Genomic DNA, 14,211 nt, shown 5'->3' on the forward strand with positions numbered 1-14,211 from the left:
TTTTCAGTTGGCCCTCACTTGTCTTGGAAACATCGTGAAATCACCCGGTCTTGACGCGCTGACTTCAACGCGCCCGTTTATGACACGCATCGCGCCGCCGCTTCGGCGAGCCCCGATTGCGTTCGCCTGCTGTGCGATTCTCCTCACGGCGTGCCACTCGCACGAGGCCCCCGCGCCCGAACTGCAGCCGGTGGTCGCGCTGCCCGTTCATGCGGACAACGGCGCAGTGCAGCGCGTGCTGCCCGCGCAGGTTCAGGCGCGCTATTCGACGCCGCTGTCGTTTCGGGTCGGCGGCAAGATCGTCGAGCGCCGCGTGCGGATCGGCGACACCGTCAAGGCCGGCCAGACCCTCGCGATGCTCGATCCGGCGGACCTGCACAACACACTGCTGAACGCGCGCGCCCAGCTCGATGCCGCCGAGCATCGCGTTGCCTATGCGAAGCAGCAGCTGGATCGCGACCGCGCCCAGGCTCAGGCCAACCTGATCGCACCCGCGCAGCTCGAGACGACGCAGGACGCGTATGCATCGGCGGTCGCGCAACGCGATTCCGCACTCGCGCAGATGGCGCTCGCGAGCGATCAGCTGCGCTACGCGACGCTGGTCGCGGATCACGACGGCGTCATCACGTCGGAAGATGCCGATACCGGGCAGAACGTGCAGCCCGGCCAGGCGGTGTTTCATCTGGACTGGAGCGGCGACCTCGACATCGTCTGCGACGTCGCGGAGCGCGAACTGCGCGATCTCGCGGTCGGCCGCACCGCACACGTCAGCCTGACGGCCCTGCCGGGCAAGGTACTCGACGCACGCGTGCGCGAAGTCGCGGCGGCCGCCGATCCGCAGAGCCGCACCTGGCGCGTGAAGCTGACGCTGCTCGCGCCGGGGCCGGACGTGCGCTCCGGGATGACCGCAAGCATCACGTTCGACGGTGCCGCCGACACTGCCGCGGACCACGCGGTCACGCTCCCGGCCACCGCGCTCTTTCATCACGGCGACGCGCCGGCCGTATGGGTCGTCCGCAAGGGCAGCGACACGCTGGAGCTGCGCCCGGTGTCGGTCGGGCGCTACGAAGAACGCACGATCACCGTCACGTCGGGTCTCGCGGACGACGAACGTGTCGTGATGCAAGGCGTTCACACGGTCAGCGCCGGCCAGCGCGTGCGCGTCGTGCCGCCGCTGCATGCGGAGGACTTCGCATCATGAATGCTCCGGAACACCAGCCGTCGACCGACGGCACGCTCGCACGAACCGGCGCGGCATCGCACGACGGCGGCCGTTTCAACCTCTCCGCATGGGCGCTGAAGCATCAGCAACTGGTGATCTTCCTGATCGGCCTCGCCACGATCTTCGGCGTGATCGGCTATACACGACTCGCTCAATCGGAAGATCCGCCGTTCACGTTCCGCACCATGGTGATCCAGACCTACTGGCCGGGCGCCACGGCGCGCGAGGTGCAGGAACAGGTCACCGACCGGATCGGCCGCCAGCTCCAGGCCGCACCGTACGTCGACAACATCAAGAGCTATTCGCGGCCCGGCGAGTCGATGATCTTCTTCGCGATGAAGGATTCGGCGCCGGTCGATCAGGTGCCGGAAACCTGGTACCAGGTTCGCAAGAAAGTCGGCGACATCCGCGCGACGCTGCCCAAGGGCGTCGTCGGCCCGTTCTTCAACGACGAATTCGGTGACGTCTATACCAATATCTATGCGCTCGAAGGCGACGGCTACTCGCCGGCGCAACTGCACGATTACGCGGACAAGCTGCGCACCGTGCTGTTGCGTGTGCCGGGTGTCGCGAAGGTCGACTACTTCGGCGATCCCGCGCAGCACGTATTCGTCGAGATCTCGAACGCGCAGCTGACGCGGCTCGCGATCACGCCGCAGCAGCTCGCGCGGGCGATCGATGCGCAAAACGCGGTCGCGCCGGTCGGCACGATCACGACGGGGGACGATCGCGTGTTCGTGCGCCCGAGCGGCGCGTTCAAGGACACGCAGGCGCTCGCCGACCTGCTGATCGACGTGAACGGCCGGACGTTCCGGCTCGGCGACGTCGCGAAGGTCACGCGCGGCTACGACGATCCGCCGGTCACGCAGATGCGTACGAACGGTCACGCAGTGCTCGGCATCGGCGTCACGATGCAAAAAGGCGGTGACGTGATCGATCTCGGCAAGGCGCTCGACGCGAAGGCAGCCGAGCTGCAGCGCGGTTTGCCGGCCGGTCTGAAGCTGGCCGCGGTGTCCAGCATGCCGCATGCCGTGAAGCACTCGGTGGACGACTTCGTCGAAGCGGTCGCAGAAGCCGTCGCGATCGTGCTCGTCGTCAGCCTCGTGTCGCTCGGCCTGCGCACCGGCATGGTCGTCGTCATCACGATTCCGATCGTGCTCGCCGTGACGGCACTGTGCATGCACGCGTTCGGCATCGGCCTCGACAAGGTGTCGCTCGGCACGCTGGTGCTCGCGCTCGGGCTGCTGGTGGACGATGCGATCATCGCCGTCGAGATGATGGCGGTGAAACTCGAGCAGGGATGGAGCCGCGCGAGCGCGGCCGCATTCGCGTACACGAGCACGGCGTTCCCGATGCTGACGGGCACGCTCGTCACCGTGTCGGGCTTCCTGCCGATCGCGCTCGCGAAATCGAGCACCGGCGAATACACGCGCTCGATCTTCGAGGTATCGGCGATCTCGCTGATCGTGTCGTGGTTCGCGGCCGTCGTGCTGGTGCCGCTGCTCGGCTATCACATGCTGCCGGAGCACACGCATCGCGACGGTCACGCGCATGGCGACGAGGTGTACGACACGGGGTTCTACCGCCGGCTGTCCGGCTGGATCTCCGCTTGCATCGACCGCCGCTGGGTCGTGCTCGGCGTGACGGCCGTGCTGTTCGCGATCGCGATGGTCGCCTTCACGCGCGTTCCGCAGCAGTTTTTCCCGAATTCGGAGCGGCCCGAACTGCTCGTCGACATGCGCTTGCCGGAAGGCGCTTCGTTCGACGCGACACTGCGTGAGGCAAAGCGGCTCGAGAAGGCGCTGAACGGTCGGCCTGAAATCGATCACGTCGTGGACTTCGTCGGCACCGGTGCGCCGCGCTTCTATCTGCCGCTCGATCAACAGCTTCAGCAGCCGAACTTCGCGCAATTCGTGATCACGGCCAAGGACATCGAATCGCGCGACCGCTTGTCGCATTGGCTCGAGTCGACGCTGGCAAACGGCTTCCCGACCGAGCGCACGCGCGTCGCCCGCCTCGAAAACGGCCCGCCCGTCGGCTTTCCGATCAGGTTCCGCGTCAGCGGCGACGACATCGCGACCGTACGCGGCATCGCGGAAAAGGTCGCGGACAAGGTGCGCGCCGACAACCGCACGCGCAACGTGCAATTCGACTGGGACGAGCCGGCCGAGCGATCGGTGTCGTTCGAGATCGATCAACTGAAGGCACGTCAGCTTGGCGTGACGTCGGAAGACGTGTCCAGCTTCCTCGCGATGACGCTGTCAGGCTATACCGTCACGCAGTATCGCGAACGCGACAAGCTGATCGACGTCGATCTGCGCGCGCCAAAGAGCGAACGCGTCGATCCGTCCAGGCTCGCGGGCCTGGCGATCCCGACGCCGCACGGTCCGGTGCCGCTCGGCTCGATCGGCCATGTGCGCGACACGCTCGAATATGGCGTGATCTGGGAACGCGACCGCCAGCCGACGGTCACCGTGCAAGCTGACGTGCGCGGCGAAGCGCCGAGCATCGGCGTGACACGCGACCTCGACGCCGCCCTGTCGACGCTACGCGCCACTTTGCCGGCCGGTTACCGGATCGATATCGGTGGCGCGGCCGAGGAAAGCATGAAGGGCCAGACGTCGATCAACGCGGAGATGCCGCTCATGATCATCGCGGTGCTGACGTTGCTGATGATCCAGCTCAAACGCTTCTCGCGCACCTTCATCGTCGTGCTGACGGCGCCGCTCGGCCTGATCGGCGTCGTCGCCGCGCTGCTGCTGTTCGGCAAGCCGTTCGGCTTCGTCGCGCTGCTCGGCGTGATCGCGATGTTCGGGATCATCATGCGCAATTCCGTGATCCTGGTCGATCAGATCGACCAGGACATCGCGGCCGGGCAGCCACGCTTCACCGCAATCGTAGGTGCAACCGTGCGCCGCTTCCGGCCGATCATGCTGACCGCCGCGGCCGCCGTGTTGGCGCTGATTCCACTGTTGCGTTCCGGCTTTTTCGGCCCGATGGCCACCGCGCTGATGGGCGGCATCACGATCGCGACGGTGTTGACCATCTTCTTCCTGCCGGCGCTCTATGCGACCTGCTTCAAGGTGCGCGCCGACGAACGCGAGTCGCGCGCAATGGACGTCGCGTCCTCGGAGACATGCTGATGAAACTCTCTCGTATCACATCTTTGCTGGCCGCCAGCGCGGTGCTTGGCCTGGGCGGCTGTGCGATGGCCCCGAGCAGTGCGCCGCCCGCGATGCCGTCGCCGGCGCACTACGGCGCGACGCCCCAGGCGCCGCGCACCGCCGAGGCGGCGGGCGTCGCGCAGCAATTCGACGTCGGCGCCGCGCCTGTCCCGCAATGGTGGAGCCTGTACCGCTCCAGCGTGCTCGACGCGCTGGTCGATGAAGGCCTGCGCGCGAATCCGACGCTGGCCGCGACGGAAAAGACGCTCGCCGCCGCGCACGAGGAACTGCGCGCGCAAATCGGCGCGTCGACGCTGCCGTCGATCGACGCGAATGCGCAGGTCGCCCGCACGCGCACACCGGACATCTCCGGCGCAGGCGCGCAAAGCCTGCGCTACAACGTGTTTGTCGGACAACTGCAGGCGCATTACACCTTCGACCTGTTCGGCGCCACGCGCTACGCGAACGAGGCAAGCGCCGCGCGCGTCGACGTGCGCGGTTGCGAGTTCGAAGCGGCAAGGCGTGCGCTGGCGGCCAACATCGTGGGCACCGCCATCCGCGCCGCGACGCTCGACCGCCAGATCCTGCTGACGGAGCGCCTGATCGCCGTCGCCGAGGCGTCCGCAGCCGAGGACCAGCAGCGTTACGCGCTCGGTGCGGTATCCCATGTGCAGGCGCTGGCGTCGACGCAGGGCGCGGCGTCGCTTGCCGCGACGCTGCCGCTGCTGCGCCAGCAACGCGCGAGCGCAGTTCACGCGCTGGCGATCCTGCTGGGCCGCACGCCCGACGCGCCGCCGCCGGTCCCGTCATTCACGGGCCTGTCGCTGCCGGAACACGTCCCCGTGGTCGTGCCGTCCGACCTGCTGAAAGCACGCCCGGACATCCGCGCGGCCGCGGCGGCCGTGAAGGCGGCATCAGCGGACGTCGGCGAGGCGACCGCGCAGTTGTTCCCCAGCCTGTCGCTCACCGCGACGATGGGGCGCGGCGGCTTCAGCTGGCCGGCGCTGTTGTCGGGCGCGGGCGGGCTGTGGGCCGTCGGCGCCGGGCTGTCGCAGCCGATCTTCCACGGCGGTGCATTGCTTGCGCACCGGCGGGCGTCGCGCGATGCGTACGACGCCGCAGTGCTGCAGTACAAGGCGGCGGTGTTGTCCGCGTTCGGTGACGTCGCAGATTCGCTCGCCGCGCTGGACAACGACGCGCAAGCGCAGGCCGCGAACGAACTCGCGGCGCGCGCGGCAGGCGAGGCGTTCCACGAAACGGCGCAACGCCGCACGTTGGGTGCCGTTCCGATGTCCGCGCAACGGTCGAGCGAGCAGGTCTATCTGAACGCGGAGCTCGATGCGGTGCGTGCCGCGAGCCGCCGGATGACCGATACGGCGGCGCTGCTGCAGGCAATGGGCGAACTGCCACCCGACACCGGCACGACCGTCGCGGCCCGGCAATAGCCGCTGCTTGCGTCGACGGACCGGCCGGCGCCTTCCGGCCGCACCGGTCCGCACTCTCGAAGCCCGATGCGAAACCGGCGCCGCATTGGTCGAAGACGTCGTTGCCGGCGTGTCGGTCGACGTCGGCGCCGAGCGGTCGGGCCGCACGACCCGTGCCGTCGCGCAGTGCGTCCGGGAATCCGCCGTTGGAACGCAGCACCATCGCAAATTCCGAGTGAACGCAGTCATCGGATAGTGTCCAACGAGGGGGACTCCAAGGCTTGACGCCATCAACCTCTCTATGGCGCTCGGCGCATCGCCGCCGCGGAATCCTGCCCGGTGCGCGCATTGCTCGTTCGCAAGAAATCGGCAATGTTCAGCGAAACAGTATCCGCCTTGGCCTTCGAGCGCGCCTTCCGAGCGACGCTCAGGATCGAGCTCAGTTGCTCATAAAAGCATTCAAGTTGGCGCGCATCGGACGCCAATCGCTCAAGATCGAGTGCCTTTTCAAGAACCGTGCGTGCGACATGAAAACGTTGAAGTCCGCGCCCCACTCGAACCTGAAAGACCACACCATCGCTGTTGTGCGGCACCCCTGCCCATACAAGCGAACCGCTGTCCATAAAGCCTCCGAAGATTCGCAATCGTCACATCAATATGCCAGAAGCGCTCACTGCGCACATTGGTATTTCAAAATTGTGACGTTTGGCGCATCGGAATTTTCACGGCAAGCCGAATATTGCAGCGCAACAGGAATGCTCGTAGACTGGGTTCGCACCTTCGATGTAGTTCCCCAGCGTCGCCCCATGACGGGAGAGCACGCCATGACGACTTCTTCACCATCACTGAGTCAGTCGCCCCCGGTCCTCCATGTATTCGAACAAGATGGGGGCTGGCATTGGGGCATCACGATTCCTCGCTGCACGGGAAGCGGCTTCAAACTGATCGCATTCAGCGAGCACATCTTTTCCGCTGAAGACACTGCGCAACGCGACGGCGATCGCGCGCTGGCCTCCATAGTGGCAAGTGGCGGGAACTAAGCGTTTCCGGCAGTTGCACGCTCCTTGAGTTTTCACATCCAGATGCAATACTCCTATCACCCTCCCATGCGAGACCTCTCACCGCGCGCCATGACGGACCACACCACTTGTCTGACATACCCAATCGTCTGCGACGATCTGAGCCTGTCGTTCTCTGCCTATGGCACCGGTTGGGGGTACGTTGCGGTTAAGCTCCCGGCCAACATCATTCGAGAAAAGCTCGGCGCAAACACAGCGACACCGGAGCAGTTGCTCACGGCTTTTGAAAGCAATCGCGACAGGATCACGATCGCGGTCAATCAACATGCATTGCCGAGCGACGGCCGGCACATCCAGCTCGACAAATCAGACTTCTAGATCGTAACCAGCGTGTGGGGCCGGCATGCCGACCGCAGACAGGAGGTTGTAAATGAACATCCGGATCCTGATTTTCTGCACCTTCGCTATTGTCGCCACCGCCGGTCAAGCCGCCGATATCACCGGTGCCGGGAGCACGTTTGCAGCACCGATTTACACGAAATGGGCTGATGCGTACAGGAAGGCAGGCGGCGGCAGGGTCAACTATCAAGGCATCGGTTCGTCGGGCGGCCTCAAGCAGATCAACGCGAAGACGGTCGATTTTGCCGGTTCGGACGCGCCGCTGAAGGATGAAGAGCTCGCGAAGGCAGGCCCGTTCCAGTTCCCGACGGTGGTTGGCGGCGTGGTGCCGGTCGTCAACGTGCCGGGCGTGAAGTCAGGCGAGCTGACGCTGTCGGGCCCGGTGCTCGGCGACATCTACCTCGGCAAGATCAAGAAGTGGAACGACCCGGCGATCGCCGCGCTGAACCCGAAGGTCAAGCTGCCGGATACGGATATCGCAGTCGTTCGCCGCGCTGACGGTTCGGGCACGAGCTTCATCTGGACGAACTACCTGTCGAAGGTCAACGACGAGTGGAAGTCGAAGATCGGCGAAGGCACGACGGTCAACTGGCCGACGGGCACGGGCGGCAAGGGCAACGACGGCGTCGCGGCCTTCGTGCAGCGCCTGCCGGGCGCGATCGGCTACGTCGAGTGGGCGTACGCGAAGAAGAACAACATGACCTACACCGCGCTGAAGAACTCGACGGGTGCGGTGGTCGAGCCGAAAACGGAAACCTTCAAGGCTGCTGCTGCCGGCGCGAACTGGTCGAAGTCGTTCTACCAGATCCTGACGGACGAGCCGGGCAAGGACGCATGGCCCGTCGTCGGCGCGACGTTCGTGCTGCTGTACACGAAGCAGGACAAGCCGGAACAGGGCAAGGAAACGCTGAAGTTCTTCGACTGGGCATTCCGCAATGGCAACCAGGCCGCCACGGATCTCGACTACATTTCGCTTCCGGATCCGGTCGTCGCCGAAATCCGCAAGCAATGGAAAGCGAAAATCAAGGACGCCACCGGGAAAGCGCTGGCCGATTGAGTGCGGTGGGATCGACAACAATCTCAATGGCACGCATGGCGCATGCGAACCAGTTGTTCGGCCACCTCGACGATCCGGAATTGCGTGCGTCAAGCTGGCCGCACTCCCCGCGTGCACTTCCCCGTCCACGGGGTTCTCCACGCTCCCGGCCAATGACAGCGGGGGCAGCATCTCCGGCGTCAAATGCGACGCCGAATGATCAACACGCTCATCATCCTTGTGCCGGCTCCCGTGCCCGGCAGCCGACTGGTCATGCACGCAAGTCCGACACGGGGCACCAGCCTCTATGACGATCGCTGTGCCTCACCTGTCGGCGACGAGATTCGCCGCCGTGCGCTTTCAATTCCGGTGACGCACCTGGTCGAACGCGGTCGGCGTGCACCGACTGGACCACAGACGCCAGGCTCGGCACAGCAGTCGGCTGACAGCTACCGCACCAGCGCTCGGGATGGCCTCGCCGGCGCCTGCGTCGCCCCGTCGGTCACTGTGCCGTTTCGGCCGCTTCCACGACCGGCAGCGGCCGGCTTGCGATCTTCTCGGCATCCGCACGCTTGAGCCCCAGCATATGCAGGAGCGTCGCCGCCGTGCGTTCCGGGAAATGCTCTCCGTTGAAGCCGAGTTCCTTGAGAACACCGGCCGCCGGCGCGCCCGGAGCGACGAAGTTGAGTTCGGCGGCAATTGCGGTCAGCACCGTACCACCAACTGAAAGGAAGCCGATGAACGGGTCGGCAACCACGAAGCGTTTCTCGGCGATACCGCGCTCGATGTCCCGCAGTAGGCGTTGACCCAGGCCGAGCGTCAGGACGCGCGCCGAAAAGCCCTCGCGTATCAGGAAGTGTCCCCATACCGGCTCGCGCCGGGCACGCATCAGCGTATGCCGTACCGAGACGGAGATGATTTCCGCCGGGTCGGACAAGCCGCTGGCCAAGCGATCGAGCGAATCCGCGAACTCCTCAAACACCGATTCCACCAGCGTGGCGTAGATCGCCTCCTTCGATTCGAAGTGGTTGTAGAACGAGCCAAAGCCGACGTCGGCGGCCTCGGTGATTTCGTTGATGGCGACGCCTTCCATGCCCTTCTCCGCCATCAGTCTGAGCGCGGCGTCCAGCAGGCGTGCACGGGTCTCCCGCTTGCGGCGCGCGCCACGTGGCTCACGCTCTTCGGCGACCGCTGGACTGGATGCTTCCGGAGCGGAGCGCTTTGGTGTCCGGCGACTCGGTGTATTCGTCATGAGGTTTCCGATGCTTGTTCGTGCCCAAGTATAGATTCAAATGTCTATATTGACAAACTTATCATCTATGACTTTAATGTCATCAAAGGTGACTGACAAACCCTCGAGAACCGATCGAACGACGAATGGAGATACGGTGGAGACACAACTGCACACGGGCGCCCGCGCGTCCATCAACAACAACTCGCGCTCGTCGACGGAGCGTGCGCTGCCGTTGGCGCTCGGCACACTGATTGCCGGATTCGAGGCAGTCGGCGCCCCGATGGCCAATCGGCGGGTCTGTCACGAAGTCGACGTCTTGATCGTCGACGAGGCTGCCGAGATACGCGTCGCCCCACGCGCGATCGCATTCGGCAACGAAGCGCTGCGGACTCCCGGCACCTGCGCCGTGAAGCGCCGCCTCCATGCGAAATCGACGATCGACTTCGCAATATTTACGGGCCGGCCAGTCACGTCGCGCCCCGATTCGATCGCATGCCTGCCGTTGCGCGGCAAGCCCCTCGGTGCGACGGCGTGTGCCCTCGCGAGCGTCACTCGATCTGCCTGATTGTCATCCGCCATGAAACTGACCACCACACAACCGGCTCGCCACCCTCACCCCACAACGAAGGCATCGGCGCTCGCCTATTTGATCTTCGATCGCCCCGATCTCGACGAGGCAGAGCACTTTCTCAATGACTTCGGTCTCCGAACGGTGCTGCGGGATGACACGCAATTACTGCTGCGCGGAACCGGCACCGCACACTTCTGTTATGTCGTTCGCCGCGCGCCGAAGGCTCGCTTCGTCGGCTTCGGATTGCGGGTCGACAGTCGCGCCGATCTGGAGGCGCTCGCCAAACTCCCTGGCGCGTCGGAGATCGAGGCATCGGATTGGCCTGGCGGCGGCCATCGGGTGCGGCTCGCCGATCCGTCGGGTTTTCGGGTCGACGCGATCGCGGGCCAGACACGGGCCGACACGCTGCCGCATCGTGCTCCGCTTCCATTCAACTCGGTCGACGCGCCCGTGCGGATCAACGAGACGCAGCGGCCACCCGCACACGCGCCCGAGATCATTCGTCTTGGGCACGTCGTACTCGAGCTGGCCGACTTCCAGGAAACCTGCGCGTGGTACACGCGACATTTCGGATTCGTCCCGAGCGACGTCCAGGTGCTGCCGGACGGCTCACCCGCGGTTGCATTCATGCGGCTCGATCTTGGCGAGAGGCCGGCCGACCACCATACGCTCGCGCTCGCTCAAGGGTTCGTGCCGACGTATAGCCACAGCGCATACGAACTGGTCGACGCCGACGCCGTCGGCATGGGCCAGCGCATGCTCCGCGACAGAGGGTGGACGCACGCGTGGGGCATCGGCCGGCACATCCTGGGCAGCCAGATCTTCGACTACTGGCAGGATCCATGGGGCGACAAGCACGAACACTATTGCGACGGCGACCTGTTCACGGCCGACGAGCCGACGGGCACGCACGCAGTCAGCCGCGAAGCGATGGCGCAGTGGGGCCCGACGATGCCGCGCAGCTTCACGAAACCCCGGTTCACGCCCTCGAGCCTTGCGGCGCTGCTTCGCAACCTGCGCCGCAGTCCCGATCTGACGATCCGCAAGCTGCTGACCCTGGCGAAGTTGTTCGCCTGATCCCCATCCGCCTGTTCGACTCACGAGAGACACATTCATGTCACTGCATGTCCTGCACTTCCGGCACAACGGCCGCGCCCAATGGGGTGTGGTCGCCAACGGCGCCGTCACGCCGATTCCCGGCGACTTCGAAACAACCGCGAGCTTTCTCGCGGCGAATCCGGTTGAGCGGCTCGTCGCGCTCGACGGGCCGACGATTCCGGAGACAGATGTGGAGTGGCTGCCCCCTGTAACAGCCAACCAGCAATTCGTTTGCCAGGGCGCGAATTATCGCCAACACATGATCGAATCGGGCATGGATCCGGACGTGAAGAAGTTCAACATGATCTTCACGAAGGCGACGAGTTGCATCGTCGCGGCCGACTCCCAGGTCGTGAAACCGCGGCACGTCAGGTTTCTCGACTACGAAATCGAGCTCGGCCTCATCCTCAAACGCAACATCACGTCTCACCGGCAGATCACGGACACGAACCTGCACGAGTATGTTGCCGGCACCGTGATCGTCAACGACTATTCCGCGCGCGATGTCCAGATCCCGCAGATGCAGTTCTACAAGGGCAAGAGCTTCCGGACCTTTGGCCCGGTCGGCCCCTATCTGTGCCTGCTCGAGCGGCGTGACTTCCCGAAGCTGAAAGCGCTCGACCTGACGCTGACCGTCAACGGCGCGGTGCGTCAGCAGGACTCGACGTCGAACCTCGTCTATGGTCCGGCGGAAACCTTGACCGAGTTGTCGGGCGTGCACGACCTTCGCGCCGGCGATCTGCTCGCGACCGGCACGCCGGCGGGCTGCGCACTGAGCATCCCGTCGCCGCTCAAGCAGCGAGCGGTCGCGCTCTTTCCCGAATCCGTCAAATGGAAGATGTTCATGAAGGTGCAGGCGGGGCGAGCGCAGTATCTGAAGGCAGGAGACATCGTCGAAGCCCGGATCGCGAGCCGCGACGGAACGATCGATCTGGGCGTGCAACGTAACGAAATCGTGGACGAAGCAGCATGAACGGCATCGCGACCCGGGACGACGTGCTTGCGATTGAAGCAATGGCCCTTCCGCCGGACCTTCCGACCAGCACGTACGAGATGATCTGCGCCGGTGCGGCCATCGATCCGTCCGCCCCTGCCCTCTCCTTTTTCATGACCGCCGACGCGCACCGCGACGCCGAATGCTGGACCTATCGCGAGCTGGTCCGGGACATCACGCGCACGGCGAACACGTTCGCGCGCCTCGGCGTGAATTCGAATTCCGTGATCGCTTACGTGCTGCCCAATCTTCCCGAAACGCATTTCGTGATCTGGGGCGGGCAGGCGACCGGCATCGTATGCGCGATCAATCCGCTGCTGGAAGGCGAAGCGATAGGCAATCTGCTCAACGCGGCCGGTGCCAGCGTGCTTGTGACGCTCGCGCCATTTCCCGGGACCGATCTCTGGCAAAAAGTCGCGGAGATCCTTCCCCGGGTCGAGCCGCTTCGGCATCTCGTGCTCGTCAATCTGGCCGATCGCGTGCGGGGCACGGCACGGTCGGCGGACCGGACGCTCCAGCATGACGCGTGTGCGCAGCCTTACGGCGCTGGCGCCTTGCGCGAGACGGTGCCTGCGCACATCCAGATCCACGACTTCGGTGCGGCGATCTCACGGGAATCCGGTACAGCGCTCGACAATGCACGCCGCATTCAACCCGGGGACATGTCCTCTTACTTCTGTACCGGTGGAACCACCGGGTTGCCGAAAATCGCGATGCGCAGTCACGGCAACGAAGTGGCGAATGCGTGGAGCGCCGGGCGATTCTTCGGCAACAGTATCGGCCCCGGCAAAACGACTTTTTGCGGCTTGCCGCTCTTTCACGTCAATGCCGCGATGGTGACCGGCCTTCTGCCGTTTTCGCGCGGCGCCCATGTCGTGCTCGGCACACCGCAGGGCTACCGAGGTAACGGTGTCGTCAAACGTTTCTGGGAAATCGTCGAACATCATCGCATCAATTTCTTCAGTGGCGTCCCGACACTTTATGCTTCGCTGCTCGACATTCCGGTCGGCGATCATGTTATCGACTCGCTCGAATACGGCCTGTGCGGTGCCGCGCCGATGCCGGTCGGGGTCTTCAAGGCCTTCCAGGAAAAGACGGGCATCCGGATTCTCGAAGGTTACGGCCTGACCGAGGGAACGTGCGTGAGCAGCGTCAACCCGACGACCGGCGAGCGCAGGCTTGGATCGATCGGGCTTCGCATCCCCTTCCAGGCGATGAAAGCCGTCGTCGTGGACGAAGCCGGACGGTATCTGCGCGATTGCGCGGCTAACGAAGAGGGGCTGCTGGTCATCTCCGGCCCGAACGTTTTCACCGGCTACACGCATGCCGACCAGAACAAGGCCCTCTGGCTCGATCTCGGCGACGGCAAGCGCTGGCTCAACACCGGCGACCTCGGCCGATGCGACGTCGACGGTTACTTCTGGCTGACCGGCCGCAAGAAGGATTTGATCATCCGCGGCGGACACAATATCGACCCGGCGACAATCGAGGAACCGCTGCATCGGCACCCGGCGGTCCAGATCGCCGCGGCAATCGGGCGCCCCGACGCATATGCAGGTGAATTGCCGGTCGCGTACGTTCAGCTCAAGCCGGGCATGACCGCCACCGAGCACGATCTGGACATGTTCATGCAGCAGGAGATCACCGAACGCGCCGCCCTGCCCAAGCACGTCCGAATCGTCGAAGCGATCCCGCTCACAGGCGTCGGCAAGATATTCAAACCGGAACTCAAACGCCGCGAGACGGGTGACGCGATACGTGCCGCATTGGACCAAGGCGGCGCCCCCGGCGCATCAGTCGACGTCGCAACCAACGATTCCGGCGGAATGTCGGTCGTGGTCGAACTGAGCGATCCAGTGCACGAGACTGCAGCACGCCTGGTGCTGGGCCGGTTTCCGTTTGCGTTCTCGATTTCGATCGCCGCGAGGCCGGTACGGTCGCCTGGATCGACAGCGACAGATCTGCGGTGACGGAGGCGCACGACTAGCCGCGATAACACAAACTCGGAAAGCGGCTCGTCATTATCAATAAGGTATCCAAATTAGTTGTT

At 64.7% G+C, this 14,211-nt stretch carries 12 protein-coding genes; 10 read left to right on the forward strand and 2 right to left on the reverse strand.

The window, feature by feature from the left end:
* Nucleotides 1-79: 79 nt before the first annotated feature.
* Genes BTE28158_RS08955 through BTE28158_RS08965 form a run of 3 tightly spaced genes read left to right on the forward strand, consistent with a single transcriptional unit; the run spans nucleotide 80 to nucleotide 5,831 of the window.
* Complete coding sequence (locus BTE28158_RS08955; RefSeq protein ID WP_151047923.1) at nucleotides 80-1,201, forward strand: efflux RND transporter periplasmic adaptor subunit; 1,122 nt, start codon at nucleotides 80-82, stop codon at nucleotides 1,199-1,201.
* The gene (locus BTE28158_RS08960; protein ID WP_151047922.1) at nucleotides 1,198-4,365 is read left to right on the forward strand and encodes an efflux RND transporter permease subunit; all 3,168 of its coding nucleotides are present in this window, start codon (nucleotides 1,198-1,200) and stop codon (nucleotides 4,363-4,365) included. The genes BTE28158_RS08955 and BTE28158_RS08960 overlap by 4 nt, the downstream gene beginning before the upstream one ends.
* Nucleotides 4,365-5,831, forward strand: a complete 1,467-nt coding sequence (locus BTE28158_RS08965) for an efflux transporter outer membrane subunit (RefSeq protein ID WP_151047921.1) — start codon at nucleotides 4,365-4,367, stop codon at nucleotides 5,829-5,831. The genes BTE28158_RS08960 and BTE28158_RS08965 overlap by 1 nt, the downstream gene beginning before the upstream one ends.
* A 278-nt stretch (nucleotides 5,832-6,109) precedes the next feature.
* On the opposite strand, the gene BTE28158_RS08970 is transcribed toward BTE28158_RS08965, so the two are convergent.
* The gene (locus BTE28158_RS08970; RefSeq protein ID WP_151047920.1) at nucleotides 6,110-6,433 is read right to left on the reverse strand and encodes a hypothetical protein; all 324 of its coding nucleotides are present in this window, start codon (nucleotides 6,431-6,433) and stop codon (nucleotides 6,110-6,112) included.
* A 201-nt stretch (nucleotides 6,434-6,634) separates the two neighbouring features.
* Between BTE28158_RS08970 and BTE28158_RS08975 the strand changes: the two genes are divergently transcribed.
* The 3 genes from BTE28158_RS08975 to pstS all read left to right on the forward strand — a co-directional run bounded on the left by BTE28158_RS08975 (nucleotide 6,635) and on the right by pstS (nucleotide 8,285).
* A complete protein-coding gene (locus BTE28158_RS08975) occupies nucleotides 6,635-6,850 on the forward strand; it encodes a hypothetical protein (RefSeq protein ID WP_151047919.1) in 216 nt (71 codons plus the stop codon).
* Between the two features lie 90 nt (nucleotides 6,851-6,940).
* Entirely contained in the window at nucleotides 6,941-7,207 is a 267-nt protein-coding gene (locus BTE28158_RS08980; protein WP_151047918.1) for a hypothetical protein, read from the forward strand.
* 52 nt (nucleotides 7,208-7,259) lie between these two features.
* Complete coding sequence (gene pstS / locus BTE28158_RS08985) at nucleotides 7,260-8,285, forward strand: phosphate ABC transporter substrate-binding protein PstS (protein WP_151047917.1); 1,026 nt, start codon at nucleotides 7,260-7,262, stop codon at nucleotides 8,283-8,285.
* Nucleotides 8,286-8,766: 481 nt separating this feature from the next.
* Here the strand turns inward: pstS and BTE28158_RS08990 are convergent, their stop codons facing one another.
* Complete coding sequence (locus BTE28158_RS08990; protein ID WP_124624026.1) at nucleotides 8,767-9,516, reverse strand: TetR/AcrR family transcriptional regulator; 750 nt, start codon at nucleotides 9,514-9,516, stop codon at nucleotides 8,767-8,769.
* 76 nt (nucleotides 9,517-9,592) lie between these two features.
* Between BTE28158_RS08990 and BTE28158_RS08995 the strand changes: the two genes are divergently transcribed.
* Genes BTE28158_RS08995 through BTE28158_RS09010 form a run of 4 tightly spaced genes read left to right on the forward strand, consistent with a single transcriptional unit; the run spans nucleotide 9,593 to nucleotide 14,131 of the window.
* On the forward strand, nucleotides 9,593-10,063 hold the full coding sequence (locus BTE28158_RS08995; protein WP_174919813.1) for a hypothetical protein: 471 nt from the start codon (nucleotides 9,593-9,595) through the stop codon (nucleotides 10,061-10,063).
* Nucleotides 10,064-10,075: 12 nt separating this feature from the next.
* Complete coding sequence (locus tag BTE28158_RS09000; protein WP_151047915.1) at nucleotides 10,076-11,146, forward strand: VOC family protein; 1,071 nt, start codon at nucleotides 10,076-10,078, stop codon at nucleotides 11,144-11,146.
* Nucleotides 11,147-11,183: 37 nt separating this feature from the next.
* Entirely contained in the window at nucleotides 11,184-12,140 is a 957-nt protein-coding gene (locus BTE28158_RS09005) for a fumarylacetoacetate hydrolase family protein (protein WP_151047914.1), read from the forward strand.
* Nucleotides 12,137-14,131: an acyl-CoA synthetase gene (locus BTE28158_RS09010; RefSeq protein ID WP_151047913.1), complete on the forward strand. Its 1,995-nt coding sequence runs from the start codon at nucleotides 12,137-12,139 to the stop codon at nucleotides 14,129-14,131. Before BTE28158_RS09005 ends, BTE28158_RS09010 begins: the two co-directional genes overlap by 4 nt.
* Nucleotides 14,132-14,211 lie beyond the last annotated feature (80 nt).

The sequence above is a fragment of the Burkholderia diffusa genome (assembly GCF_902499115.1).
Taxonomy (GTDB): Bacteria; Pseudomonadota; Gammaproteobacteria; order Burkholderiales; family Burkholderiaceae; genus Burkholderia; species Burkholderia diffusa.

Coding starts and splice junctions, on each gene's coding strand:
- BTE28158_RS08955 (WP_151047923.1), top strand. CDS start 80: ATGACACGCATCGCGCCGCCGCTTCGGCGAGCCCCGATTGCGTTCGCC.
- BTE28158_RS08960 (WP_151047922.1), top strand. CDS start 1,198: ATGAATGCTCCGGAACACCAGCCGTCGACCGACGGCACGCTCGCACGA.
- BTE28158_RS08965 (WP_151047921.1), top strand. CDS start 4,365: ATGAAACTCTCTCGTATCACATCTTTGCTGGCCGCCAGCGCGGTGCTT.
- BTE28158_RS08970 (WP_151047920.1), bottom strand. CDS start 6,433: ATGGACAGCGGTTCGCTTGTATGGGCAGGGGTGCCGCACAACAGCGAT.
- BTE28158_RS08975 (WP_151047919.1), top strand. CDS start 6,635: ATGACGACTTCTTCACCATCACTGAGTCAGTCGCCCCCGGTCCTCCAT.
- BTE28158_RS08980 (WP_151047918.1), top strand. CDS start 6,941: ATGACGGACCACACCACTTGTCTGACATACCCAATCGTCTGCGACGAT.
- pstS (WP_151047917.1), top strand. CDS start 7,260: ATGAACATCCGGATCCTGATTTTCTGCACCTTCGCTATTGTCGCCACC.
- BTE28158_RS08990 (WP_124624026.1), bottom strand. CDS start 9,516: ATGACGAATACACCGAGTCGCCGGACACCAAAGCGCTCCGCTCCGGAA.
- BTE28158_RS08995 (WP_174919813.1), top strand. CDS start 9,593: ATGTCATCAAAGGTGACTGACAAACCCTCGAGAACCGATCGAACGACG.
- BTE28158_RS09000 (WP_151047915.1), top strand. CDS start 10,076: ATGAAACTGACCACCACACAACCGGCTCGCCACCCTCACCCCACAACG.
- BTE28158_RS09005 (WP_151047914.1), top strand. CDS start 11,184: ATGTCACTGCATGTCCTGCACTTCCGGCACAACGGCCGCGCCCAATGG.
- BTE28158_RS09010 (WP_151047913.1), top strand. CDS start 12,137: ATGAACGGCATCGCGACCCGGGACGACGTGCTTGCGATTGAAGCAATG.